The following is a 25,475-nucleotide window of genomic DNA, read 5'->3' on the forward strand; positions in this document are numbered from 1 at the left end:
GGTATTGGTGGTCAAAATAGTCTCGCAGATTGGAGCTGTCATACATCTTAAATTATGAGAGTGCAATGTGGTCCCGTTGGCGGTGGAGGGTTTAGTCCTGGAGGAGACAAACATGAAGAGTGGTCTCAGGAAATAATGGCTGCTGGTTATACTAATATAATGCAAAAAGCACTAAAAGAAGTGCATCCAAAATTAAATGATAGCAGTTTTTTAAATGGTTATGACGACAACTCTATTTGGGATTGGGATAAATTTTATGAATATGTATCGTATAGAGGTTTAGATGGGACGGTTGCTGGTGATGATTATTCTGATAATGCAGATGCAGAAAAAATAAGTCTTTATAAATACGGAGCAGAAGGAAACTCTACAACAACACCTAATTGTAATGAATAAGATTTTCTCAACTTTTCTATTGATTTTATTTCCAACTTTATTGTTGTCTCAGGAAAAAGACACAGTTTATATCTTATTTGATAATCAATATGATGAAATGGAAAAACTAGATTTTACAGAAGCAGTTCAGGCAGGAGAACCTGATGAAAAATTAAAAAATTCAATAAAATTTCGAATTAGGCAGGCGGAAAAGGATACATACGGTGATACTAAATTTCAATTTGGTCATTTCAATCAAAGCAAAAAAGCATATGAAATGTTTGGTGGTAAACCACCTATAATTTTACAAAAGCACAGTTCTTTTTGAAAGGATAAAATATTACTTGACATCAATTTTTTTAGAAATACACCTTATATAAAAGTTGCTAAAACATTTGAAGAAGATGATAGTTGGGAAGAAGATGTTATAATATTTATAATTGATGTAGATGAAATAAAAAATGATAGCATCATCATGCGCCAAGTAAATTTTACTAGGCCAGTAAAAGAATAAATTGATGTCAAAGCAAGATGTGTCATTGTCATGACAAATCTTGCTTTGCGCCCGGAGGTTGCAGAGAACTATTTGAATTAAGTGTCTGAAAAACAGCTATTAATTGGTCTATATACGATTTCTATAGGAAAATATAAATATTTATAAGCAATTTTGTTTATATTTAAATTATGGATAATTTATTAAAATATAAAGGCATTCATCCAGGAATTGTTTTAGGGCGTGAGTTAAAAAAGCGTTCTTTAAAACAACGTCCTTTTGCTTTGAGCATAAACGAGCATCCGCAAACTTTAAATACAATTACCAAAGGCAAAAGAAACCTGAACACGGCTCTGGCATTAAAAATTGAGAATAAGCTCAACCTGGAAGAAGGGACACTGGCTGTTCTGCAAACGTATTATGATATTGACAAGGAAAAAGAAAAACGGGAAACCGAAGCACCTAAGCTTTCTGTTTTAAGAAGATCATTATTCTGGGATACGGACATTAATGGTATTGACTGGAGGAAACAATATAAAGCAGTCATAAAAAGGGTATTTGAGCGCGGAAATGAATCTGAAAAAAAAGAAATCCTGCGTTTTTATGGCAGTCAAAAAGTGGATGCTGTATTACATGCCATAGATCGTAAAGCTCATTCAGATATAAGCTAATCCTCAATATGCTTCATTACAACAGCATAAATAAATTACTTCACGAAAGTTTGCTAAAATTGATGGTTGTTGAGGAGTTCAGGGACTTCAGGTTAGTTGGTGGTACCGCTTTAAGTTTAAAGATTGGACACCGAAAATCCATTGATATTGATCTGTTTACTGATGCGGATTATGGCAGCATTGATTTTGACAAAATAACTGCATATCTTAAAGCTAATTTTCAGCATGTAGATTATTTGGCTATTCCTCCTGCTATGGGAAAATCATTTATCATTGGAGAGGATGAGAATAATTATATAAAACTGGATGTTTTTTATACTGATGAATTTATTCAGCCTCCATTTATGGAAGATACAATTCGAATGGCTTCTACTGAAGAAATTATTGCTATGAAGGTAGATGTAGTCCAACGTGGAGGGCGCAAAAAGGACTTTTGGGACCTTCATGCTCTTTTTGCTTCATATAGTTTGGATCAAATGTTACAATTGCACGAAAAGCGCTATCCTTATAGTCACGACAAAGAAGCTATACTACAAAACTTTATAAATTTTACTGAAGCCGATGATGATTTTGATCCTATATGTTTGTTAGGAAAATACTGGGAGTTCATTAAGGATGATATTGAACAAATTATTTATGCCTACAGGAGCACCAGCCGCTGATTTTTAGGTATTACGGGTGCCTCACACGAGTGGGAAAAAGTTCTGAGAAGATCTTCCATTTAGTATTATCTCAGCTTCGGCAATGGCTGAAGTAATAAATATTTCAGAAAGAGCTGTGGATAAACAAATTGCAGGATTAAAAGAGAACGCAATTCTAAAAGATTAGGACCTAATAAAGACGGTTGATAAAAACGTGCCGGGCTCAGTTTAAAGAGATCCATTTCGGTTACCTGTTGGGATAGCCGTTCTAAGCGTGCAAATTGGAGGGTTCCCGCTGGGAAAGTCCTCATAAAAGATCATTTTGGAAATATTTGAAAACAAGTGCCTGGGAGTGTAATTTAAACTCTGTCCTTTTCTTCACTCCTTCGGGGTACCCCCGAATCATTTAAGAAAGGTCAGCAGTTTGAAGAATTTGTATAGAAGCATATCTTTGCCGCAGACCGTTATGAAGGCACAACTAATTATTTAAAATCTGATGAAATTTTTTTTACTTCTCTTTTTGTTTGTCTGCTCAGCAGGCTTTTCCCAGTCTAAAGAAAAACTTTTTAAGCAGGATTTCGCGGTGTTGGTGGAAGAAATGGAATTGATGTACAGGTATGATAAGCTTCTGCGGAATTACGCAAGTCTTAAAACTACTGGCGGGCGTGAAAACGAGCTGCCAGAAAACCTACTGGACAGCCTGGGGCTGCCGGAGCTGCCTAAGCTGGACTTTGGTGATGGCGATCTAAGGAACCACATTTACAACAATTATATTTATCCCAAAGATGCGGAACATACGAAAAGGATGATAAGCATTACCAAAAAGTATGGTTTTCCTACCATAAAAAGGATCAGGCAGTACACTGATAAGGAATTTAGTGAACCCGATTTTAATCCTTTTTTTCTCCTGCAGTATGCTCCTCAAAAGTATTGGAAAAAATTAAAAAAACTGATGAAAAAAGAATACCGGGCAGGCCGTATTAATCAGTGTGACTATGGTTTTTTGTTATGGCATTTCTCTTTGGATAAGAGCTTTAAACCTATGCTGGACAATGGATATGTAATGGAAACCAGAGATGGTGTTCCATTTTTAAAACCAACCTGTGAATAGCTGGAGCCGGATTAGCAATATGCATTTAGAATGCCGGAAAGAATGGATCCTGGACCGCTTTTATGATTCATAAAATAGGAAATATCTTTTCCAATGATCTCCTTCCTGGAATACTTTAGGAGCTCTGCCATACGCTGGTTGACGAAAGTGGTAATGTTATTTTCAGCGATCACCCAGATCCTTCCTGCGAGGTTTCCACAATCTGCCGGTACCTTTTTTCACTTTCTGAGAGATGTTTTTTAGCAGTTTTAAAATCGGTTATATCTACGACTATATTTACCACTCCCGTAATTTCTACTGAATCTTCAAATAAAGACAAGTGATAAGTACTATCCCCTTTTAAATTAGCCCTATTTGGTGCTGCATAAACTTTCTGCTTCAATAAATTTTAATAAAAATCAATCATTCTATAATCACCATTTCTATAAGACATAGCTGATTAACATAATGATAACGCTTTAAGAAATTAAAATCTTTAAATTTATTGTTTCCGCTTACCCCCTAAAAAAATGCTTATGAAAGATTTGGAAAAATGGGAAAGTAAAAGAGATTCTGATAATTTTACTGAAGACGAAGAAAGAATTTTCGATGAAATTGGTTTAAACGGGTCCTCCCGTAGAAAGTTCTTAAAGCAAATCTCCGCGGCCAGTTTAAGCATCTGGGCTTCTCCTTATTTTACTTCAGAGCTGTTCGCGCAAACCGCAGAAAATCTTCCCGACGAGGTAAAAGTTCTTCTTAACGAAGTGAAAGTAAATCTTCGGGTAAACAAGATGGTAAAACCTTTAACACTGGATTCCAGGGTTACGCTGCTTGATGCCTTGCGTGAACGCCTGGCCCTTACCGGGTCCAAAAAAGGTTGTGACCACGGCCAGTGTGGTGCCTGTACGGTGATGATTGATGGCAAGCGAAAGCTGTCCTGCCTTACCTTAGCGGCAACCTGTGAGGATAAGGAAATCACGACTATTGAAGGTTTAGCTGAAGATGGCAGGCTCCACCCTATGCAGGAGGCATTTTTGAAACACGATGGCTTCCAGTGTGGCTATTGCACACCCGGGCAAATTTGCTCTTCCGTGGCATTGCTCGAAGAAGCCAAGAACGGTGAGGCGAGTTATGTAACAGAAAACTTCAAAAATATTGAGACCAATTTAAAACTTTCCGAAGAAGAAATAAGGGAAAGAATGTCGGGAAATATTTGCCGCTGTGGGACTTATAATAACATCGTCCAGGCATTTAAGGAAGTACATTCCGGGGATGATGAAATGCCAACCTGGGAGTTTGCCACCCGGGAACAAATGGAAAAAGCGAAAAACGCTTAGGCAGTCAACTTTCTTTTCGGAAAACAAAAAGCAACATTAGCATGAGGCCATTCACTTACACAGGAGCAAAAAGTACAGAAGAAGCACTCCGGGCAGCAAATTCAGATTCCCACTACTTAGGGGGCGGAACAAACCTGATAGATTTGATGAAAGAGGATGTGGAGCGTCCCGGGCAGCTAATAGAAGTTGCCAGCCTGGATTATAAAAGAATTACCCCAAACGAAGACGGGGGTTTAAAACTGGGCGCGATGCTAAGTAATTCAGATACGGCAAACCATCCCGATATCAGGACGCGGTATCCTTTATTATCTATGGCAATGCTTTCGGCGGCCACGGCACAAATTCGCAATATGGCTACCAATGGTGGAAACCTGCTACAGCGCACCCGTTGTCCTTATTTTTACGAAACATCTATGCCTTGCAACAAACGCGAACCTGGCACAGGATGCGGCGCCCTTCATGGCATGAATGCCACACATGCTATTTTCGGGTGGAGTGAGGACTGCGTGGCCGTTCATCCTTCAGATATGTGTGTGGCATTGGCAGCAATTGGGGCAACAGTAGAAGTTCAGCAACCCGATGGGTCCTCCAGGATGATTGAATTTACCGATTTTCACCGCTTGCCGGGAGACCATCCTGAAAAAGATACCAACCTTATGCCGGGGGAATTGATCACGGCTATACATCTTTCAAAACCTGTTTTTTCAGATCATTATTATTACCTGAAAATTCGCGAACGCGCCAGTTATGCCTTTGCCCTGGTCTCGGTTGCAGCGGGATTAAACATCAAAGGTGGCGTAATTGCTGAAGCCGGACTTGCGATGGGAGGGGTTGCCCATAAGCCCTGGAAATTATTTGAAGCTGAAAAATTCCTTTCAGGAAAAAAACCGAACCAGGCAAATTTTGAAACTGCTGCAGAGCTTGCCATAAAGGATGCGAAACCTTTGGAGGATAATAAGTATAAAGTAGAAATGGGAAAAAAGGCTATTGTAAGAGCCTTAAGCCAGGCTTACGAAAGAAAAGCCTGAGCAATCTGAAAACTAAAAAAGCATTATGGAGACATTAAACGCATCTGGAGTAGGAAATCCCATTAACAGGGTAGAAGGCCGGTTAAAAGTAATGGGAATGGCAAAATATGCTTCTGAGTTTCCTGTAGAAAATAAAGTGTATGCGCAAGGGATCAACAGTACCATTGCCAAGGGCGAGATTGTCTCTGTAGATACTTCCGAAGCAGAAAAATTAGACGGGGTGCTTGCGGTAATCACCTATAAGAATGCTGAAAAATTGAATAGCTTTGATGAGGAGATGCCACAACTTTCCACAACCACTATTGCCCCGGTTTTGCAAAGTCCAAAGATCAATTATTACGGGGAATATGTTGGTGTGGTTATAGCTGAAACTTTTGAACAGGCACAATATGCGGCCAGATTAGTCAAATTTGAATATAAAAAAGATCCGGATCCAACCATACATTTTGATGAATCACAGGCAAAAGCTTATAAACCCTCGGGAAATCCAGACTATTCCCGTGGAGATATGGCTGCAGGAATGGCTGAAGCCGATGAAACCCTGGATGCCACCTATAATACGCCTCTAGAACATCACCACCCAATGGAGCTGCACGCGATTATCGCCTCCTGGGAAAATGGCAAAGTCACAGCTTATGCGAGCCAGCAAATGGTGGAAAATGCCACGATAGCAATTTCGGATACTTTTCAAATTCCGAAGAAAGATGTAAGGGTTATCGCCGCTTATGTTGGTGGAGGCTTTGGCTCAAAACTAAATGTGGAACGCCATGCGACACTGGCCGTAATGGCTTCAAAAATGGTTAACCGCCCTGTACAGGTAACGGTCACACGGCATCAGATGTTTACCAATACCGGGATGAGGCAGCATAATGAACAGCGAATGCAGATTGGAGCTAAAAGGGATGGTACCCTTACGGCACTTTCCCATGAAACATTATCCCATACCTCTACTTATCAGGAGTACCAGGAGCCCTGCGGAATGATATCTAAAATGCTTTATGATGTTCCCAATAATCAGATCAAATATCGTTTGATACCCATGAATTTCCAAACCCCTTTTGCCATGAGGGCACCTGGAGAGGCCACCGGAAGTTTTGCGCTGGAATCTGCAATGGATGAAATGGCATGGAAATTAAAAATGGATCCTGTTGAATTTCGGATTAAAAATGACACTCAAATAGATTTAAGTACAGACAGGCCGTTTTCATCCCGCCTCCTGAAAGAATGCCTGCGTATTGGTGCCGATAAATTTGGATGGGAAAACAGAAATATGGAGCCCCGTTCCAAACAGGAGGGAAACTGGCTTATTGGCTATGGAGTAAGTGCGGCTTCCCGAAGGGCGCCTTACAGGGAAACATCTGCCCGGGTGATTTTGGAAATGGAAAAGGGACAGGTGCATGCCACTGTCCAGATGGATGCGACCGATATTGGAACGGGAAGTTATACCATTATAGCCCAAACCGCAGCAGAATACCTGGGAATTCCTGTAGAACAGGTAACGGTGGAACTGGGAGATTCTAATTTTCCGGTAACTCCAGGTTCGGGAGGATCCTGGGGAGCGGCATCGTATTGTAATGGTGCCCGTGCAGCCTGTGAGAACGCTATATCTGAATTAAAAAGGAACCGTAATATAGCAGAGGACGAGGAGGTAGCTGTGGCAGATTTGCTCAGGCAGAACAAGTTGGCCAGGTTTGAAGCAGAAGGTACCGCAGCCCCATCTGAAGAATTTAAAAATCATTCAGTTTTCTCTTTCGGGGCCAATTTCTCGGAAGTATGGGTAGATAAAGACACCGGGATGTACCGAATAAAGCGGATGGTAAATGTAGGTTCTGCAGGGAAAATTATCAATCCTAAAACCGCATATGGTCAGATTATCGGCGGCTTAACCATGGGGGCAGGAATGGTAATTGCCGAACAGACAAAAGTAGAACCGAATTTTGGTAATTTTATTACCCGTTCTTTTGCTGATTATCACGTGCCGGTAAACCTTGATATGGCTAATATAGACGTTATATTCTTACCAGAAGAAGATAAAATAGCCAACAAAATGGGGGTGAAGGGGATAGGAGAACTGGGGATTACCAGTGTGGCGGCTTCTATTGCCAATGCCATTTTCAATGCTACAGGAAAGCGAATGCGGGATTTACCCATAACACCTGAGAAATTAGTGGTGGCTCCTGTGGAATCGGGGGTGGTTTCCTAAAAAAATTATCTTCGACAGGATTCAATGAGGTGGGAAAATTTATAATTTGCAGGATAGATCCCGGTAAAGCAGGTTAATAGCTTTAAGTAATTTCTTCCCGGCATTTTCATCTTTTAGGATTGTGTTTTATAACCCCGGAAATAAATATAATTTGACTGCAATCATCCTAAAGCTTTCCAAACCTGACTTTCTTTCTACTAATCTTGATGATACACTTGTTGAGGTAGTATAGATGAAATATTTCCTTTTTTGGTTACTTCAGAGGGAAGTAATTTTAGCTCCCGGATCTTCAGCAAATTGTTTTAAAATCCTGTTAAGCCTGGAGTTTACAGGAATATCGAACTTTACAAATTTATTCCTTAACTTTAAATACTTCATTAATGTTCTGAAGATCAATTTTATACAAATAAGAAGAAAAAACGATGTCTGTAGATAGGGGGCCAAAAAGCCTTCACGAACATAACAAATCCTTACTATATTCTAATCGTCCGAAGTTTAAAGAGGATCTTCGGGAGAATATTTATGTTGATAAAATTAGAAATGACGGGTTATATTATAAACGTGTTAATGAAAATGAATTAAAGAAGGTGCTTGCCCAAATAAGGCTAAAGGCAAGGAGGGAATTCATCAAGGAACTCAAAGTCCTGGCTGTATCTATAGTCATCACTTTGATTTTTGTCTACTATCTCAAACTCTATCTTGATCAATGTTTTGGCCTTACAAGTTAAAAAGAACTAAAAGGTGTAATTTTAAAATCATGAACAAAACGCTCAAGCCGGAAAGTCTTGTCTCTAATCCCATTTATTGTTAAGAACATTAAACCTGGCTACAACTGAGTATATAAAATAAAAGGCTGAAAAATGGAGGAAATATGGCTAATGGCTATAGCTGTTTTTTTAATAATTACTTTTCTTTTCTGAAAGATGACCAGCGGGACTAGAACTTTCTACTGGCAAGGTGCAATATTCGTTGGTACCGGGGGTACCTTCCTGATTATGTACCTTTTTAAATGGGCGAATGTGTTGAAATTCTGAAGTTTTTAAAATTGAATAAAACGAGCAATTTTTTTAAAATTCAAAAAAAGTCTTTACAGAATCCGTTTTTCTGCAACCACGGCACCCGCCGTTGACAACACATGCATAAATGAAAAAACATCAAATACTCTTTTCCTAAAGATAACCTCCAGGAGAAATACTTTAAAAGGTATTCCTGGAATCAGGAACGAAGGATTCTCTCTTAAATAATAAAAGCCGGTAGTTAATTAAAACACCGGCTTTCTTTTTTGGATAGTAGCTTTCAGATTATTAACAAAACAACAATCTATTGCGTAGTGGAACTGCTCATTTTCAGTTTAGGATCAATTGTATAAGTGTGCTGGGTTTCTCCGTCATTTATCCTGAAAACGATGCTATAAGATTCCGGCTCACTCACATAATCTTCCCTAATCTGGCCTATAAGGACACCTTCAAGGCTGGAAGAGGTATATACATCTGTTAAGATTACCGGCCCTCCTTCGGGTTTGCGGTATGCATCCAGAATTTGAATGGTAACATCGCTGTTGCTATTAAGCGGCTGGCCCATCCAGTAGATTTTCATGCCCTTATCTACCAGTGCTACATGGCTGTCTGGATCCCCCGGATTTTCTGAGATATCACTTCTGTCATCTGTAAACACTACTGTTGTATTCATGTTATTTTCCGTAATATTTTCAGTATCTATAGTGAGTAAAACATAGGTGTCCTGCCCGGGTTCCTCTGATTCCCCGCAATTAATAAAAACGTGCTCATATTCTGCGGTGGTTCCATCTTCGTTAAGCAAAGCCTCTACCTCGTTCCAGCTTAGGGTCCCGGTTTCTACATAATCTCCGGCTGTTCCGTAGTTCCCGGGCCAGTCCATTAAAGTGATTTCATAATACAAATAAGGATCATCATCCCCTATACCATCTGCCGGGGCAGGAACCCCCAGGCAAACCGGATCTGCATAATTATCCTCATCCATCCCGGTAGCCGGCATTTGATCAAGATATAGAGGTATGCCTGCCGCTGAAGTTCCCAGATAAAGATCCAGGCTATAATTGGCAGTATAATGCCTTCCTGCAGGTGTACAGTAGTTTGCAAAGAAACAAAGTGTGGAAACCTGGGAAGGGATGATATCAAAGAAAAGATATCCATAAAGGTTTACCTGCCTGTTATCGAAACACAATACAGGAATATCCATATAAGTTTTTGAACCAGCTCTCAGGTCCCAGCTCATTGGAAGCGGCTGGTCCACAAACGCGGCGTAGGTGCTCCCTGTTTTTGGCGCGGCCCAGATGATATCTCCGGGAGAACCTCCGTTGTCACTCAGCACAAGGAAATCTGTAAGGGTTACAGCGACTGTTGTGGAACCTGAAGGTACTGGAATTTCCAGTTCATCATCGTAGGCGGTAAAAAAACCATTTTCATCACTCAGGACACCTACAGTAACCTCAACGGGAATGTTGGAATCCCCATAGGTAAGGGAAAGTTGTACGTAGGCCGGGGCTGCATCTGAACAAACAGGGAGATCAGAAACTTCCTGCCTTAAGGCAGCTCTGTTTAACATACTGTTTAAAACAGGCCCAAAAGATAAATACGCAATGTCGGTGGACACTTCGGGCTCTTCGGTGGCAGTTTCGTCTTTATCGCAGGAAGTAAAAAAAAGCACGAACACCGCCAGGGAGGTAAAAAAGACTTTAAATTTTTTCATAATTTCTGGTTTTGGATTAGTTATTAAATGGTATTTCTATTAATCTTTTCGCTCTTGTTTTATAGAAATGCAATTGCTGGCAAATGTTTCCATACATGGCATAGCTGCCCTGCTAAAGCTGAAGAACATAAAGAACAATTGCAAATGCATTATTCTAACCTTTATGAACAACACCAGGGGTGTTTTCAGAAATTCTATGGGGGGTGTATAGGTAAAGAGAGGTAAGGAGCTTCTCCGTTTTTTGTTTAATCTGGTTAGGGTGGGAAAGAAATAATCGACGTTTTTTCCATTAAAAAAAGGTGGACATTCATCCACCTTTTTTTGCCCCAAATCTACCATGAACTTAACCTACTTATGTTATGGTACTGCTAATGTAAACAAGAAGAAGCCAGGAAAAAATTCTTTTAGATTAACTTCCTGCAAATTCGCTAAAATACTGTTATTGAATAGGTAGTGTCAGAAAAATAAGGTTGTTAGTAGGAAAATTTAGCTCTCACAGACTAAAATTCGTCCCGGAGAATTTATCCGGTATAAAAGATTTCTATCCTTTTTTTACAAAATACATCTTCATGCGGCCTTTATTTTTAACCTCAATTTCTCCTCTGTATTCACAATTATACCTGTCTTTAATCAGGTTATAGGTGTTTTCGGAAATATTGAGTTTACCCGCTTCAGAACAAGCCTCCATCCGGGAGGCAATATTTACCGTATCGCCCCATATATCGTAGGCAAATTTTTTCCTGCCCACCACTCCCGCGATCACAGGGCCGCTGTTAATGCCTACGCGCATCTCAAACCAGGTTCCTCCTTTAGGATTTTCTTGTTTAACTTTTGATACAAAATCCAACATTTCCAGGCCCGCTGCTATAAGTTTTTCAGCGTGGTCTTCTACAGGAAAAGGAACCCCGGCAGCACACATATATGAATCTCCCAGCGTCTTTATTTTTTCCAGTCCGTGTTTTTCAATTATTTTGTCGAAATGGGAAAAGTAGAAATCTACACTTTCCACAAGTTCTTCCGGGGACAGGTGCTCGGCATAATTGGTAAAACCTTTAAAGTCTGTAAAGAGCACACTTACCTTTTCAAACTTTTTGGCTTTTACCTTACCGCTGTTTTTTAGTTCTGCCGCGGTTTCTTCAGGAAGTATATTCAGCAGCAGATGGTCTGACCTGTTTTTCTCCCTTTCAATAATTAAATTTGTCCTGCGGATAAAAATGTTGCGGCGGTACAGGCCAACTGCCAGTAACATAAACAGGATAAGAGCGATACATGCTGCAATAACAATATTTTTTTGATAGCGCCTTTGCTGGTGCAGCAGGTCTACTTCAGCCTGTTTTTGGGAAACTTCAAAATTGGTACGCAAATCGGCCATTTTCCGAACAGATTCGAGGTTGGTAACGCTATCCCTGAAAGTCACGTAATTTTTGAAGTATTTATAAGATTTAGCTGAATCGCCGGTGGCCTCATATAACTGCGATAATTTCAAATTTGACTCAGAGATCTGGTCTTTTAAACCATACCTCTTCGCGAGGTCCAGGCTTCTTGCGGCATATTCCAGCGCTCTTTCTTTATTACCTTTTTCAAGATAAATGTCGGCCATATACGTAAGAAATTCGGAGATGGCATTATAATCCCCAAAATCCTCCAGCAGGTTAATAGCACTATTTAGATATTTCTCCGCTTCTACATCATTGCCCGATTTTGCGAAAATCCTTCCCAGGTTCCCAAGACAGTAAGCCCTGCCCATAAAAAATTGCTTATTTTCGAATATTGCCGCAGCTTCCCTGGTATATTCCCTTGCTGTTTCCAGCTCATTGATCCTTAAAAATTCGTCGCCGGCATTGTACAAAGCTTTTCCCAGCAACAGCGAATCTTTTCCTTTCCTGAAAATTTCCAGTCCTTTTTTATAATAATACCCGGCGTTAGAAGCATTTTCATTTAGGGAATATACATTCCCAATCGCGATATAACAGGATGCTTCATTATTCTTGTTTTCACTTTTTTTAGCGTAATCCATAGCCCGGAAAAAAGCTTCCAAAGCGCGGTCGTAATCCCCTTTCATATTCAATGCAGCCCCTTTTTGCATAAAGCCGTCATAAATCATGATATTATTGGAATCTGCCAGGGCATGCGTGATGAGTATTTCAGAATATTTCAGGCTACTATCTGGTTTGGTCTCATTTTTTGCAATGTCTCTTAGCAGTTTAAGATCATCACTTTGTGCATTGCCGGAATTATATTCATTCTTCAGGCTATCTGCCTTCTTCTGATCCTGGCAAATTCCTGCAGAACAGAAAAGGCAAAATACGATGAAGCAAATAATTTCCTTTAAATGCATTGTATTAGGTAATGGTTATTATTTACCCAGGTTGTTGGTAACCTGGAACTAAAAGAGGTAATTCTTAAATTGCTCGCCGGAATCTCATCTGTCAATTCTGAAAAAAATCATACTCATCAAGCTCTGGTTCTCGGCTTCAGCATAAAAAAAAGCTTGCGATTTAGATTATTTTCAACAATTAGCCTTCGAAAAAAAGTTTACCTATCTTGATGTATTCCCCTTTTAATCCTTAGATTTCTTTCCTTTTTCCTGTCTTCTGATGTGGGGCCTCTGTAACTATCTGTATAAAAGCATGTTGAAGGTATGAAAAATCCGCAAAAAATTGGTAAGTTAGAGGAATGGATTTCATTATTTCAATGCAAATTGCGCAATTATGAATAACCTGGTAGGATTTATGAGATAATTTCGTTTTTCTTTCGCGGGTTATCCTTTTTGACTTTATTTTAAAATCCGTCACGGTACAACTTAAACCTTCTTTAATGGACCAATTCCATAAGATTTATGCCAGAGTGATTTCCAACCTGGAGAAAAACCTACCCTCCTGGCTCCATTATCACAGTGCCGCCCATACCAGGCATGTATTGGACCAGACAATTTTTATTGCCGGAAAGGAACATGTAAAGGGAGAAGACCTGTTTTTATTAAAGCTTGCGGCCTTGTATCATGACACCGGGTTTATGAAAAGCCGGGAAAAACATGAAGAAATAAGTTGCAGTATTGCGCATAAGGAGCTTGTAAATGATGGGCTGGAGAAGGAGGATGTGGATAAGGTTTGCAAAATGATCCTGGCTACCAGAATACCTCAAAAGCCTGAAACAAAACTGGAAAATATTATTGCAGATGCCGATTTGGAATACCTGGGTACTCCTCAGTTTAATGCAATAAGCAACAGGTTGTATAAGGAACTGCTTCATTATCATCCAAATATGAGCAGGGAGCAGTGGAACGAAATCCAGATTGATTTTATTTCAAAACACAGCTACCATACCAACTACTGTAAGCAGAACCGTGAACCCGGCAAACTGGCGAATCTTGAACATATTAAAAAGGAAGTGCGTAAGCAAAGCTGAAGTTTTAGTTCCTTAAGGTCTCCTCCTGGATGTTCATGGGAAGCAGGAGAGATTTTTGCTAATAATGCTAAAAAAGAAACCCCCAAAAATCCTAAGACTTCAGGGGGTTCTCAAATCAAACAATAAAGAAAAAATTAATTCCAGCCGCCACCTAGAGCCTGGTACATATTCACCATTGCATTCATTTGCTGCATCCTGGTTTCAACTAAATCGAATTTAGACTCCAGGGCATCGCGCTGGGTAAGTAAAACCTCCATATAATCTGCCCGGGCAGACCGGAACAAATCGTTAGAAATATTAATAGAGCGGTTTAGCGCTTCTACTTCTTCTTTCTTTAGATCATAACTTTTTTCAAGATTGGTGATCCTAGAAAGCTGGTTGCTTACTTCAATATAAGCATTCAGAATTGTTTGCTCATAATTGTACACCGCCTTAATCTGTTCTGCATTTGCACTGCTATATTCTGCCTTTATGGCATTCCTGTTAATAAGTGGGGCAGCGATATCGCCTGCTATGGAATAAAGCAAAGACTGTGGCGTGTCCAGCAGGTAATCAGGATTAAAAGCCTGGTAACCTATATTGGCTGAAATTCCCAGTGAAGGATAAAACCTGGCCCTGGCTACTTTTACATCCAGCTTAGACGCCGCAAGGTCCAGTTCTGCCTGTTTAATATCGGGGCGGTTTGCCAGGAGTTGTGAAGGAAGACCGGCGTTGATGGCCTTGGGCACCAAATCTACAAATGCTAATGCATCCCGCTCCACATGCTGCGGATAACGGCCCACAAGGAAATTTATCCTGTTTTCGGTTTCTGTGATCTTCTGCTGAATTTCATACTGAAGGCTCCTGGTATGCAAAACTTCAGCCTGAAATTTGCTCACGGCAAGTTCAGTAACCCTTGCAGCTTCCTTCTGAAGTTTTACAATTCTTAAAGCATTGCTCTGGATATCTACATTTCTCTTAACGATTTCCAGCTGGTTGTCCAGCGCCAGCAATTCGAAATAAGAATTGGCAATTTCAGCAACTAGATTAGTCACCATAAAATTCCTGCCTTCAACAGTAGAGAGATACCTTAATACGGCTGCTTTTTTCGCATTATGTAATTTATTCCAGATATCTACTTCCCACTTCGCCTGCAGGCCAATCATATAATCGGGCAGGGGATCGGGAAATTCTTCCCCTTCAACTTCAAGGTTTTCTTCCACGGCACCGGCCCTGGTATATTTCCCTGATTTTTCCACACCGGCCCCGGCTTTTAATCCAATAGAAGGAAGATATTCGCCTTTTCTCACCCTAACTTCATTCTTGGCAATCTGCAGCTCCTGCAAGGTCATATTAAGTTCCTGGTTGTTTTCAAGAGCTTTGGTTATGAGGTTATTCAGGTAAGGGTCGCTAAAAAATTCTTTCCATTCAATTACCGCGGAATTTACGCTGTCATTTTCCGCAGCAGTCTTATAATTCTCAGGGAGTGGTGGATTTTCTTCCTTTATCTCCCTGGTGGGGACACAGCTATAGAGCGCAACTGTTACAAGAACGCCCAATAGCCATGACCTTTTGTTCTTAAATATGAAGAATGCTTTTTTATTCATCTCCTTTTCTTTTCATTAATTTTTTCAATTGCTTGTTCATTTTGCGCAACTTCAGCCTTATGCTGCTTTCACTGGTGCGCATAAACTCTTCAGACATTGGTTCGTCATGTTCATCCTTAATTAGGCTGCGGCCTTCTGCCATTTTTCCGAAGATAAAATACAGCCCGGGAATGAGTATTACCCCAAAGAGGGTACCTATAAGCATTCCTCCCATTGCAGATCCACCAATGGTCCTGTTTCCTATTGCCCCGGCACCTGTTGCAATAACAAGTGGGATTAGCCCGGCAACAAAAGCGAATGAGGTCATTAAAATTGGCCTGAAACGCATCCTGGCACCTTCTATGGCAGCTTCAAGAACGGTAGCGCCCTGCCTGTGCTTTTGCACGGCAAATTCAACAATTAACACGGCGTTTTTACCAAGAAGCCCAACCAGCATAATTACTCCAATTTGGGCGTAAACATCGTTGGAAAGCCCCATTATTTTGAGCAGCAGGAAGGAGCCAAATACCCCAACAGGCAGGGAAAGAAGCACCACAAATGGTAATAAAAAACTTTCATACTGTGCCGCAAGCACAAAGTACACAAATACAAGAACGATAATAAAGATGTACAACGCATCGTTCCCCCTGTTTGCCTCGTCATACGAAAGCCCTTCCCAGGCAATGTCATAGCCGTGGGGTAGTTTTTCTTTGGCCACTTCGCGAATAGCGTTTATAGCGTCGCCACTGGTATAGCCAGGTGCGGGAAGCCCCCTGATGGCTGCGGAATTGTATAAATTATACCTGGTGATCTCGTTAGGGCCCAGCTTTTTCTCCATTTTCATGAAAGCCGAATAAGGCACCATTTCACCTTCTTCATTTTTTACATACAATTTCTCTAAATCTGAAGGAATGCGGCGATATTCGGGTGCAGCCTGGGTATAAACTTTAAAGAACCTTCCAAACCTGATGAATCCCTGTTCATAGGTACTACCAATAAGAATGTTCAGGTTTTCCATGGCTTTGCTTATGGAAACTCCTTTTTTCATGGCTGCTTTATTGTTTATGCTCAGCTCATACTGCGGATAATTGGCAGCAAAAAAGGTGAATAAGCCTGAAAGTTCTTTACGTTTCCCTAATTCTTCCAGGAATTCATTGTTTATCTTTTCGAATTCATGGTAATCTGTAGAATTCGTTTTATCCAGCAAACGCATGGAAAATCCTCCCGAAGAACCAAAACCGGGAACCGCTGGTGGTTCAAAATATTCTATAACGGCGCCTAAATCCCTGGTTTCCTCTTCCAGCTCTTCCATGATTTCATGTACAGAATGTTCCCTTTCAGACCATGGCTTGAGGTTGATGAGACAGGTTCCGGCATTGGAACCGCGGCCTTCTGTCATGATCTCGTAACCAGCCAGGGAAGAAACAGATTCCACACCTTCAATTTCTTCAGAAATTTTCTGAAGCTTTTTAGCCACTTCATTGGTCCTCTCCAAAGTAGCTCCCGGAGGCGTTTGAATAATAGCATAGATCATCCCCTGGTCTTCACTTGGGATAAATCCTGCCGGCAATACCTGATTTGTGAGGAAGATACCGGCACAAAAGGCCAGTAAAATTCCGAAGGTGAGTACCCGCCTGTTTACGATATATCTCAAAAAGCCAACATATCTTCCGGTAAGCCTTTCAAAACCTCTGTTGAACCAGTCAATAAACCTGGCTGCCGGTGATTTTTTCTTTTTCTTTCCATGGTTGTTCTTCAAAAGCATGGCGCACAGCACAGGGGTAAGGGTAAGGGCCACCACTGCGGAAATTACAATTGAACCGGCCATGGTAATCGAAAACTGCCGGTAAAATACTCCAACCGGGCCAGACATAAAGGAGATTGGTATAAACACCGATACCATAACCAAAGTTATGGCGACAATGGCACCACCTATTTCACCAAGTACCTCCTGGGAAGCCTTATATGGGGATAAGTTTTCTTCTTCCATCTTCACGTGCACTGCTTCCACCACCACAATGGCATTATCTACCACAATACCAATGGCCAATACCAGCGCAAAGAGCGTGATGAGGTTTATAGATAACCCGAAAATCTGCATGATAAAGAAAGCGCCAACCAACGAAACGGGCACCGCGATAATTGGAATAAGCGTGGAGCGCCAGTCTCCAAGGAAGAGGAAAACCACAATGGCCACCAGGATAAAGGCATCTCTTAGCGTGTGCAGCACCTGCTCTATAGAAGCGTCCAAAAAGTTGGAAACATCATAGCTTATCTGGTAATCAACTCCCGGGGGCAAATCTGCTTTTAACTCTTTAAGTTTATCTTTTACATCCTTTATTACATCACTACCATTACTTCCAAAAGTTTGTTTAAGCACAATGGAAGCCGAGGGTTTGCCATCCAGGTTGGAATAAATATCAAAGAATTCGCTACCAAGTTCCACATCGGCGACATCTCCAAGTTTTATAATTTCTCCTTCTTCATTGGCGCGCAGGATAATGTCCTTGTATTCTTCAGGTTCACTATACCTGGAGCGGTAGCTTAGCACATATTCCAGGGACTGGGCTTTTTTTCCGGAGCTTCTACCAAGCCTCCCAGGCCTTGCCAGGATGCTCTGCTCGTCCATGGCTTCCAGCACTTCTTCCGCAGAAATATTATAAGCGCGCATCCTGTCCGGTTTCAGCCAAACGCGCATGGCATACTTCCGGCTTCCCAGGATCTTGGCGCTGGCAATACCGTTAATCCGCTGAATTTCGGGGACTATCCTCGTATAGGCGTAATTATACAGGAATTTTTCGTCGTTGTTCTTGTCTTTGCTGTACAGGTTCACATACATAAGCATACTTGGCTGTACAGGAGTAATGGTTACCCCTTCTCGTTGCACCAGTTCCGGCAGCAAGGGCATTACCTGGTCTACGCGTGTTTTTACCCTTACCACCGCCTCATTGGGGTCTGTTCCGGGCTCAAAAATTACACGAACTGTTCCTTCCCCCGCACTGGTGGCATCGGAAGCGATATAGCGCATTCCCTGCACCCCGTTTATTGAGGTTTCCAGCGGGATAAGGGTGGATTTTACAAGTACGTCTGCACTTGCCCCGGGATACGCAATAAAAATATTGACCGTGGTTGGGGCAATTTGTGGGAACTGTGATATTGGCAGTTGTTTTATCGCGAGTAATCCCGTAAAGACAATGATTACCGAGATTACAATGGCCAATACCGGTCTATGAATAAATTTTTTAAACATTTTGTTTAATGATTATTAGATTACTATTCGGCATACATATCCAGGCCGGCTAAAACCTCTTCCGGCTCTTCAAACTCATAATTGATCTTCTCATTATCCTTCACCATTCGTATGCCCTCAAGCAATATTTTGTCATTTTCAGATAATCCATTTTCAACTGCAAACAAGTGCGGCATTTCTGCTCCTACCTTCACTTCTTTCTGATGCACCACATGGTCTTCTCCAATTACAAACACATAATGCTTATCAAGAACTTCAAAGGTTGCTTTTTGCGGGATGAGCAGGGCATCGTCCAAAGGGATTTTCATCAGGATACTTCCTGTTTCCCCATGTCTTAGCAGTTCGTTTGGATTGTCAAAAACAGCACGAAAGGCAATGTTCCCGGTTTCATTGTTAAATTCCCCTTCAATGGTTTCCACCACGCCATGTTGATCGTACTCTTTATTATTCGCCATTAGCAGGTCTACCTGCGTATTTTCTTTACTTCCGGTAGAGGCATAGTTGAGGTATTCTGCTTCCGGCACATTATAGTAAACCCACATTTTGCTGTTGTCTGAAAGGGTGGTGAGCAGCTCGCCTTCTTCTACAAGGCTTCCAAGTTTTAAATGAAGCCGGTCCACAATCCCATCAAAAGGCGCACGTATTTCAGTAAAATTCAGGTGTACCTGCGCCAGCGCCATTTCAGCTTTAGCTTTGTCATACTGTGCTTTGGCCATGGCAAGTTCATTAGGGGCAACCACATCATTATCGGCCAGTTTCTTGGTATTCTGGTACTCGATTTCAGCAAAATCGGCTTCTGCTTTGGCCTTTTGCAATTCGGCCTGGTAGAGGCTGGGAGTGATCTTAAATAAAAGCTGCCCTTCTTTTACTTTTTCACCTTCATCCACATAAATTTTTTGAAGGTAACCTTTCTCCTGGGCCCTTATCTCGATGTTTCTTATAGAGTTAATTTGCGCAACATAATCTTTGGTGATTATGGTGTCTTTTTCTATCGGACTGGTAACAAGGAATTTGGTTTCCACTTCCTTTTTTTCTTTTTCCGATTTACAGCTTGTGCCACAAAACAGCATACACAAGGCCACTAGCATGAGAATTTTCCTCATCATCATTAAGGTTTTAAATAAAATATAATTGTTGAATTGTTCCGGATAGGACAAAAAGATGCTTTGCCGGAAGCTGTCTTCAGAAGAATTGCTGAAGAAAACGCGGCAGCATAAAAGAAGCAGGCAGTTACTTAAAACAGCCCGCCTAATTTAGAATCATAATCTAAGGACACAGAACCTGATATATGCAGGACTGTTGGATGAAAATAAGCTGGTTTGTTCGCTAAGGGAGAAGCGATTGCTGGGATAGCATAATAGGTATTTTGATAATACAGCGTAAAAAAGAGTTTCTAAATTGCTGTTATCAAAGTTTTTATTGAAGGCATTTGATTCTTCCTGAGATTCTTCAATTTCTGTTTCTTCAGGCTCAGCGAATTTCTTTTTTGTTTCTGAAGAGTTGCAATGCCTGAAGAAAGCATTGTTATTTTCCAGAGCGCTGTTGGCCTGTGCTGAATGGTTTTTGGCCTGGGAAAGATAAGTTGTAGCCTGTTTGTGCAGGTTGAGGGCAGAGACCTGGGCTAATCCGCTAAACAGCAGAATAAAAAACGCTATAAAAAATCTGAGGAGCAACTTCATATGCGTCGGCAAAACTATATAATGTTCTAAATAAGAACAAGAAGATATTCAAGAAAGTTTAACTAATTTTTATAAAATTTGCCCTTTAAATCCGGGAGCTTGTGTTAATATCTGATAGACAATTATTTAGTGCGCAGGTAAAGTTTAAACTCTTCCTGTTTCTATTAATCGAAAAATTTTCTGAAGAATTTGCCTACTTTGTAATCTTAAAGTTTTAGGAGCGAACAGAGATTGTTCTGATTACACTGAAATATAAAAAAATTCATGATTAGCCTTACTATATGTATAAAAAAGCCATGTTTTGTTTGCTTTTGGGGATAGCAGGTTTTACAAATGCACAAAACCCTTTGATCAAAGATCAGTTCACAGCAGATCCTACTGCAAGGCTGTTCAACGGAAAAATTTATGTGTATCCTTCTCACGATATTGTGCCACCTGAAGGGGAGGGCAGGGCAGGATGGTTTAATATGGCAGATTATCACGTGTTCTCTTCTGCAGACCTGGTAACATGGGAAGATCATGGTGTAATTTTAAGCCAGAAAGAAGTACCATGGGCAGATAAAGATGCTTACAGTATGTGGGCGCCAGATGCTGTAGAAAAAAATGGAAAATATTATTTCTATTTCCCCACGCGGGGGAAAGGAGCAGGTAATGGAGAAGGTGGTTTTTCAATAGGCGTAGCGACAGCAGATAAACCGGAAGGCCCTTTTATTCCGCAGGAAGAACCCATACAGGGAGTAACGGGTATAGATCCAAATGTTTTTATTGATAAAGACGGGCAGGCATATCTTTACTGGTCACAGGGCAAAATATATGGAGCGAGATTACAAGGCAATATGCTTAGTTTAGCGTCAGATCCCATAATTTTTAGAGAACTACCACAGGAGGGCCATATAGAAGGGCCTTTTGTTTTTGAACGTGAAGGTATTTATTACTTGACTTATCCTCATGTGGCCAATAAAATTGAGAGGCTGGAATATGCCACCGGTAATGATCCTCTTGGCCCTTTTACTCCGCAGGGAGTAATTATGGATGAATCTGATTCTGGTACATGGACCAATCATCATTCTATTACAGAATTTAAGGATCAATGGATTTTATTTTATCATGATAATGATCTTTCTCCAGATTTTGACAAAAACAGGTCTATAAAGGCTGACAGCCTTTTCTTTAATAAGGATGGCAGTATTCAGAAAGTAATTCCCAGTTTACGCGGAGTAGGAGTGACAGATGCCACCCAAAAAATTGAAATTGACAGGTACTCCGGGAAAAGCCCCGACGCTTCTGTTGCTTTTATTGAACCTGAAGATACTTTTAAGGGGTGGTATATTGCTCTTAATAGTAATGAATGGGTGCAATATAACCAGGTGGAATTCCCGGAGGGTTTAAAAAAAGTGAAAATAAGAGCCTCTTCAGGATCAGGAGGTGTTCTACAATTAAGGTTGAAGAATGTAAAAGGGCCGGTGATTTCTGAAATTACTGTTCCAGAAAACAAGGGATGGACTATAATTGAAGCAAAACTTCAAAATTACACCCCTGGAAAGCATAATCTGGTTGTGGTTGTAAAGCAGAATGCTGCTAAAGTAGACTGGGTAAGCTTTAGTAAATAAGCCGCTTTACCTTTAGGACACAGCAGCAAGGATCTCTTTTAGAAAAGCATCAATATTAAATTGTGGATCTTCGGTAAGGCCAAACCTCACGATCACCATCTCTTTTGAAGGAATAATGAAAATATACTGTCCCTGGAAACCATTGCAGGAGAACATGTCTCTGGGAACATTGGGATATTTTCCTTCGGCATTTAACCAGAAATGTGCGCCGTATTCTCCATTGGAAGTATTGGTTGGTTTAGCCGAATAATCTACCCAGGATTCATTTAAAACCTGCTCTCCGTTCCATTTTCCCTTATTCAGGTAAAGCAGGCCGAATTTAGCCCAATCCCTTGCAGTGGCCCAGGCGTAGGATGAGCCAATGTAATTGCCTTCCAGGTCGGTTTCAATAGTCATGGAATTCATCCCTATTTTATCTATAAGTTCCCGGTACCAGAAATCCATGTACTCCTGGTGACTGCCGAATTGCTTCCGGATGAACCAGGAGAGCAGATTGGTCGTCCCCGAAGAATAATTCCAGCTTTCGTTTGGCTTGCCTTTTAATGGTTTTTCCAGTTGGACATGGGGCATGTTTTTTTCCATAAAAAGCATCCTGTTAACATCAGATAAAGTGGAATAATCTTCTTCCCATTCCAGGCCGCTGTTCATCTGCAATAAATTGTTCAGCGAAATTTTTGCACGTTCATCATTTTTCCATTCGGGAAATAAATTATTCTGCTCCAGGAAAATCCTGCCTTGTTTCTCTAGTATTCCCAAAACAGCATTGGTCACACTTTTAGTCATGGACCAGCCCAGGAACTTGGAATTTTCCGAAAATCCCGGCGAATATTTTTCAGCTACTAATTTGTTTTTATGTAGCACAAGGACGGCACGTGTTTTTTTAGAATTTTCATTCTCACGGTCAAAGGCAGAATCCACGGCTAATTGCAAAGCAGGAATATTTATGCCAGGAGAAGTTGGAATGTTATATACCTGCTGCCCGTTTGGGAAGCCCTTATTAGCTGCTGAAAAGTTGCGGACAGGTTGCGGGATTTTAGGTATTTCACCCTTAAAATTATCGGGTAAAAGAATGCTTCCAATTCCTTTTTTAAAAACTGCGGTCCTCTTTTTTAATCCCAGAATAGAGGAAGAAACAGACTTTTCTTCAAAATCGACTTCATTCTTAGCATAATATACCGGTAAGAAATTATTGTCTCCGGCTTCAATAGATTCCAGGCTCCGGCCTCCTTCAAAGGTCCAGGAACAAACATTTTTTGCCGCGAAACCGGTAAGGATATTCAACTTTGGATAATTCCTGTATATAAAATAGGCTAAGGAAGGGATGCCTGCTAACAGGCCGTATTTTACTTTTTTATTCATTTATGGGAGGTTACACTTATAAAATTAAGCATAAACAGTTTTGGTAATAAGATTCTCTTCATAATTTTTTCTGAATCTTTAGTATCGGAAAAAAGGCAAAAACCGGTATCGGGAATAAAACCTTATTTTTGCGCCGGATTTTCACAAATTTCAAAAAGTTGATTTTTAATTTAAGATGCACTGGCTTACCTCATTGCATCAGGCCTGATTTTGTTGTACAGGCTTTTTCTCTAGTCCAATCTTATATATTATGAATTTATCGACAATATTTTTAGAAGCTCAAGGCACTAAGATGATTTTACATCCCGGGTTGAGCAGGAGCTTTATTCTCCTGCTGTTTTTTCTGCTTATTTTTTCCCGCGCCTCTGCACAGCAAGAGGAAGTTTTGCAGGAGCTTATTCAAACCATAGAAAATACCGCTGAATACGATGCAGGCAAAATTCAACGCATTAATGAACTTAAGGTTGAGCTGAAGGCGCAGCCAATGGGAGAATTCCGGCAGCGGTTTGATCTCACTAGGGCTTTATTTTATGAGTATAGGATTTTTAAACAGGATTCGGCTTTTAAATATGCCCTTATTAGCAAAGAACTTGCAGAAAAACTGGGAGGCGAACAGTTGTTGGCAGAGACCACGCTAGATCTTGCCAATGTTTGTGTTTCTGCCGGAATGTTCAGGGAAGCCCTTGGATATCTGGACACCGTTGTGCTAGAGGGGCTTCCGGAGACTACAAGGTTTACGTATTTTGGTTTATTAGGAAGATGCTATACGGATATGGCAGAATATAGCAGTATCTCTTATTTTTCCAGGCGTTATGAAGAAATAGCAGAAGATTATCATGAAAAAGCACTTTCCCTTGCATTACCCGGCACATGGGATTATATAATGCTGCATGGTTACCTAGAATATAAAAATGCTAATCTGGAAGAGGCACTTAATGATTTGCTTCCGCTTTTGGAAAAGAATCAGGACATAAGGGCACAGGCCGTAATAAACTCAGTTCTGGGAGATATTTATGCACAAATGGACAATAAAGAAAAGACCATTTTTCATTTATCCCGGGCCTCAATCGCAGACATAAAATCATCAGCAAAAGAAAATTTGGCAATGATACGCCTGGCAGAATTTCTTTTTAAAGAAGGAGAAATAAAACTGGCTTCGGAATTTATAAAAAAAGCCAATCAGGATGCGGAAAGCTATGGCGCGCAACAGCGAAAAATCAGGGTTGGGGCAATATTACCGCTAATTGAGGAACAAATTATCGAGCAGGTGGAGACGCAAAGGCAAAGGCTTTACAGGCAAAATATAATGCTTTCTGTTTTGCTGGTCTTTGTGTTGGTATTGGCTATTGTCACCTATTTGCAGGTGAGGCGGTTAAAGAAGGCACGAAGAGCCCTTGTGGAAGCACATCATGACCTCCAGGTAAAAAATGAGCAGGTAATTCATGTAAATGAAGAAATAAACCTTAAAAATATTGAGCTGAACAGTGTAAATAATAAATTACTGGAAGCGAATAAGATTAAAGAAGAGTATATCGGCTTTTTCTTTACTCAGGATGCTGATATTTTTGAAAAATTTAAAGAGTTTAAAACACGAATCGAGGAAAACCTGAAAAAGGAGAACCTGGATGGTATAAAATATCTTGCTAATAGTTATGACTTAAAGCGGGAGAAGAAAAAATTACTCAGGAATTTTGATGAAGCCTTCATTAAACTGTTCCCTAATTTTACAGAAGAATTTAATTCCCTATTAAAAGATGAAGAAAAAATAAGAATGAAGGAGGGGCAAATCCTCAATAAGGAGTTACGCATTTTTGCCCTGATGAGATTGGGAATTAACCACAATGAAATTATTGCTCAAATTTTAGGCTATTCTGTTAATTCTATCTACGCATATAAAACAAAAATCAGGAAGAAATCGATGTTCGATAAGAAGGATTTTGATAGAATGCTTCTTGAAAACACCCGTCTAAAGCTGTAAATCTTCAATTATAGGGAATAATTTTCTATATATAGATATGGTGTATGTTGTAGTTAATTAT

General features: G+C 40.5%; 21 protein-coding genes. 12 read left to right on the forward strand and 9 right to left on the reverse strand.

Annotation, left to right across the window (positions count from 1 at the left end; translation table 11 throughout):
• The first annotated feature begins 54 nt into the window (after positions 1–54).
• The 5 genes from RM553_RS11430 to RM553_RS11450 all read left to right on the forward strand — a co-directional run bounded on the left by RM553_RS11430 (position 55) and on the right by RM553_RS11450 (position 3,291).
• Entirely contained in the window at positions 55–396 is a 342-nt protein-coding gene (locus tag RM553_RS11430; RefSeq protein WP_311535065.1) for a hypothetical protein, read from the forward strand.
• Positions 389–703: a hypothetical protein gene (locus RM553_RS11435; protein WP_311535066.1), complete on the forward strand. Its 315-nt coding sequence runs from the start codon at positions 389–391 to the stop codon at positions 701–703. The genes RM553_RS11430 and RM553_RS11435 overlap by 8 nt, the downstream gene beginning before the upstream one ends.
• 356 nt (positions 704–1,059) lie before the next feature.
• A complete protein-coding gene (locus RM553_RS11440) occupies positions 1,060–1,539 on the forward strand; it encodes a helix-turn-helix transcriptional regulator (protein WP_311535067.1) in 480 nt (159 codons plus the stop codon).
• 8 nt (positions 1,540–1,547) lie between these two features.
• The gene (locus RM553_RS11445) at positions 1,548–2,201 is read left to right on the forward strand and encodes a nucleotidyl transferase AbiEii/AbiGii toxin family protein (RefSeq protein WP_311535068.1); all 654 of its coding nucleotides are present in this window, start codon (positions 1,548–1,550) and stop codon (positions 2,199–2,201) included.
• 475 nt (positions 2,202–2,676) lie between these two features.
• The gene (locus RM553_RS11450) at positions 2,677–3,291 is read left to right on the forward strand and encodes a hypothetical protein (protein WP_311535069.1); all 615 of its coding nucleotides are present in this window, start codon (positions 2,677–2,679) and stop codon (positions 3,289–3,291) included.
• Between the two features lie 11 nt (positions 3,292–3,302).
• On the opposite strand, the gene RM553_RS19740 is transcribed toward RM553_RS11450, so the two are convergent.
• Together RM553_RS19740 and RM553_RS11455 are read right to left on the reverse strand one after the other, a co-directional pair.
• Positions 3,303–3,422, reverse strand: a complete 120-nt coding sequence (locus RM553_RS19740) for a hypothetical protein (protein WP_432271461.1) — start codon at positions 3,420–3,422, stop codon at positions 3,303–3,305.
• 38 nt (positions 3,423–3,460) lie between these two features.
• Positions 3,461–3,673, reverse strand: a complete 213-nt coding sequence (locus tag RM553_RS11455) for a hypothetical protein (protein WP_311535070.1) — start codon at positions 3,671–3,673, stop codon at positions 3,461–3,463.
• 133 nt (positions 3,674–3,806) lie between these two features.
• Here RM553_RS11455 and RM553_RS11460 point away from each other — a divergent pair, with 133 nt between their 5' ends.
• From RM553_RS11460 to RM553_RS11475, 4 genes are all read left to right on the forward strand, one after another.
• Positions 3,807–4,607: a 2Fe-2S iron-sulfur cluster-binding protein gene (locus RM553_RS11460; protein ID WP_311535071.1), complete on the forward strand. Its 801-nt coding sequence runs from the start codon at positions 3,807–3,809 to the stop codon at positions 4,605–4,607.
• Positions 4,608–4,648: 41 nt separating this feature from the next.
• Positions 4,649–5,635 carry an FAD binding domain-containing protein gene (locus tag RM553_RS11465; protein ID WP_311535072.1) on the forward strand — a complete coding sequence of 329 codons (987 nt, stop codon included), beginning with the start codon at positions 4,649–4,651 and terminating at the stop codon, positions 5,633–5,635.
• Positions 5,636–5,660: 25 nt separating this feature from the next.
• Positions 5,661–7,838, forward strand: coding sequence for a xanthine dehydrogenase family protein molybdopterin-binding subunit (locus RM553_RS11470; RefSeq protein ID WP_311535073.1), 2,178 nt, complete (start codon positions 5,661–5,663; stop codon positions 7,836–7,838).
• 422 nt (positions 7,839–8,260) lie between these two features.
• The gene (locus RM553_RS11475; protein WP_311535074.1) at positions 8,261–8,566 is read left to right on the forward strand and encodes a hypothetical protein; all 306 of its coding nucleotides are present in this window, start codon (positions 8,261–8,263) and stop codon (positions 8,564–8,566) included.
• A 592-nt stretch (positions 8,567–9,158) separates the two neighbouring features.
• On the opposite strand, the gene RM553_RS11480 is transcribed toward RM553_RS11475, so the two are convergent.
• Both RM553_RS11480 and RM553_RS11485 read right to left on the reverse strand, forming a co-directional pair.
• Entirely contained in the window at positions 9,159–10,565 is a 1,407-nt protein-coding gene (locus tag RM553_RS11480) for a hypothetical protein (protein ID WP_311535075.1), read from the reverse strand.
• A gap of 541 nt (positions 10,566–11,106) precedes the next feature.
• Positions 11,107–12,903, reverse strand: a complete 1,797-nt coding sequence (locus RM553_RS11485; protein WP_311535076.1) for an adenylate/guanylate cyclase domain-containing protein — start codon at positions 12,901–12,903, stop codon at positions 11,107–11,109.
• Between the two features lie 479 nt (positions 12,904–13,382).
• Between RM553_RS11485 and RM553_RS11490 the strand changes: the two genes are divergently transcribed.
• Positions 13,383–13,973 carry an HD domain-containing protein gene (locus RM553_RS11490; protein ID WP_311535077.1) on the forward strand — a complete coding sequence of 197 codons (591 nt, stop codon included), beginning with the start codon at positions 13,383–13,385 and terminating at the stop codon, positions 13,971–13,973.
• Positions 13,974–14,107: 134 nt separating this feature from the next.
• Here RM553_RS11490 and RM553_RS11495 read toward each other — a convergent pair whose 3' ends face one another.
• The 4 genes from RM553_RS11495 to RM553_RS11510 all read right to left on the reverse strand — a co-directional run bounded on the left by RM553_RS11495 (position 14,108) and on the right by RM553_RS11510 (position 20,467).
• The gene (locus tag RM553_RS11495) at positions 14,108–15,559 is read right to left on the reverse strand and encodes a TolC family protein (protein WP_311535078.1); all 1,452 of its coding nucleotides are present in this window, start codon (positions 15,557–15,559) and stop codon (positions 14,108–14,110) included.
• Positions 15,552–18,788: an efflux RND transporter permease subunit gene (locus RM553_RS11500; protein WP_311535079.1), complete on the reverse strand. Its 3,237-nt coding sequence runs from the start codon at positions 18,786–18,788 to the stop codon at positions 15,552–15,554. Before RM553_RS11500 ends, RM553_RS11495 begins: the two co-directional genes overlap by 8 nt.
• A 23-nt stretch (positions 18,789–18,811) precedes the next feature.
• Positions 18,812–19,891, reverse strand: coding sequence for an efflux RND transporter periplasmic adaptor subunit (locus RM553_RS11505; protein ID WP_311535159.1), 1,080 nt, complete (start codon positions 19,889–19,891; stop codon positions 18,812–18,814).
• A 156-nt stretch (positions 19,892–20,047) separates the two neighbouring features.
• Positions 20,048–20,467, reverse strand: a complete 420-nt coding sequence (locus RM553_RS11510) for a hypothetical protein (protein WP_311535080.1) — start codon at positions 20,465–20,467, stop codon at positions 20,048–20,050.
• A 347-nt stretch (positions 20,468–20,814) separates the two neighbouring features.
• Here RM553_RS11510 and RM553_RS11515 point away from each other — a divergent pair, with 347 nt between their 5' ends.
• Positions 20,815–22,077 (forward strand): family 43 glycosylhydrolase, encoded by a 1,263-nt coding sequence (locus tag RM553_RS11515; protein ID WP_311535081.1) that lies wholly within the window; start codon positions 20,815–20,817, stop codon positions 22,075–22,077.
• Between the two features lie 12 nt (positions 22,078–22,089).
• On the opposite strand, the gene RM553_RS11520 is transcribed toward RM553_RS11515, so the two are convergent.
• Positions 22,090–23,436: a serine hydrolase domain-containing protein gene (locus tag RM553_RS11520; RefSeq protein ID WP_311535082.1), complete on the reverse strand. Its 1,347-nt coding sequence runs from the start codon at positions 23,434–23,436 to the stop codon at positions 22,090–22,092.
• A 250-nt stretch (positions 23,437–23,686) separates the two neighbouring features.
• On the opposite strand from RM553_RS11520, the gene susR reads away from it, so the two are divergent.
• Positions 23,687–25,414 carry a SusR family glycan utilization regulator gene (gene susR / locus RM553_RS11525; protein WP_311535083.1) on the forward strand — a complete coding sequence of 576 codons (1,728 nt, stop codon included), beginning with the start codon at positions 23,687–23,689 and terminating at the stop codon, positions 25,412–25,414.
• Positions 25,415–25,475: the final 61 nt, after the last annotated feature.

The organism is Autumnicola tepida, from assembly GCF_031846485.1.
GTDB classification, from domain to species: domain Bacteria; phylum Bacteroidota; class Bacteroidia; order Flavobacteriales; family Flavobacteriaceae; genus Autumnicola; species Autumnicola tepida.

What these genes read in the sequence shown, in the direction of transcription:
- RM553_RS11430 (WP_311535065.1), top strand. Translation starts at nt 55, where the DNA reads ATGAGAGTGCAATGTGGTCCCGTTGGCGGTGGAGGGTTTAGTCCTGGA.
- RM553_RS11435 (WP_311535066.1), top strand. Translation starts at nt 389, where the DNA reads ATGAATAAGATTTTCTCAACTTTTCTATTGATTTTATTTCCAACTTTA.
- RM553_RS11440 (WP_311535067.1), top strand. Translation starts at nt 1,060, where the DNA reads ATGGATAATTTATTAAAATATAAAGGCATTCATCCAGGAATTGTTTTA.
- RM553_RS11445 (WP_311535068.1), top strand. Translation starts at nt 1,548, where the DNA reads ATGCTTCATTACAACAGCATAAATAAATTACTTCACGAAAGTTTGCTA.
- RM553_RS11450 (WP_311535069.1), top strand. Translation starts at nt 2,677, where the DNA reads ATGAAATTTTTTTTACTTCTCTTTTTGTTTGTCTGCTCAGCAGGCTTT.
- RM553_RS19740 (WP_432271461.1), bottom strand. Translation starts at nt 3,422, where the DNA reads ATGGCAGAGCTCCTAAAGTATTCCAGGAAGGAGATCATTGGAAAAGAT.
- RM553_RS11460 (WP_311535071.1), top strand. Translation starts at nt 3,807, where the DNA reads ATGAAAGATTTGGAAAAATGGGAAAGTAAAAGAGATTCTGATAATTTT.
- RM553_RS11465 (WP_311535072.1), top strand. Translation starts at nt 4,649, where the DNA reads ATGAGGCCATTCACTTACACAGGAGCAAAAAGTACAGAAGAAGCACTC.
- RM553_RS11470 (WP_311535073.1), top strand. Translation starts at nt 5,661, where the DNA reads ATGGAGACATTAAACGCATCTGGAGTAGGAAATCCCATTAACAGGGTA.
- RM553_RS11475 (WP_311535074.1), top strand. Translation starts at nt 8,261, where the DNA reads ATGTCTGTAGATAGGGGGCCAAAAAGCCTTCACGAACATAACAAATCC.
- RM553_RS11480 (WP_311535075.1), bottom strand. Translation starts at nt 10,565, where the DNA reads ATGAAAAAATTTAAAGTCTTTTTTACCTCCCTGGCGGTGTTCGTGCTT.
- RM553_RS11485 (WP_311535076.1), bottom strand. Translation starts at nt 12,903, where the DNA reads ATGCATTTAAAGGAAATTATTTGCTTCATCGTATTTTGCCTTTTCTGT.
- RM553_RS11490 (WP_311535077.1), top strand. Translation starts at nt 13,383, where the DNA reads ATGGACCAATTCCATAAGATTTATGCCAGAGTGATTTCCAACCTGGAG.
- RM553_RS11495 (WP_311535078.1), bottom strand. Translation starts at nt 15,559, where the DNA reads ATGAATAAAAAAGCATTCTTCATATTTAAGAACAAAAGGTCATGGCTA.
- RM553_RS11500 (WP_311535079.1), bottom strand. Translation starts at nt 18,788, where the DNA reads ATGTTTAAAAAATTTATTCATAGACCGGTATTGGCCATTGTAATCTCG.
- RM553_RS11505 (WP_311535159.1), bottom strand. Translation starts at nt 19,891, where the DNA reads ATGAGGAAAATTCTCATGCTAGTGGCCTTGTGTATGCTGTTTTGTGGC.
- RM553_RS11510 (WP_311535080.1), bottom strand. Translation starts at nt 20,467, where the DNA reads ATGAAGTTGCTCCTCAGATTTTTTATAGCGTTTTTTATTCTGCTGTTT.
- RM553_RS11520 (WP_311535082.1), bottom strand. Translation starts at nt 23,436, where the DNA reads ATGAATAAAAAAGTAAAATACGGCCTGTTAGCAGGCATCCCTTCCTTA.
- susR (WP_311535083.1), top strand. Translation starts at nt 23,687, where the DNA reads ATGAATTTATCGACAATATTTTTAGAAGCTCAAGGCACTAAGATGATT.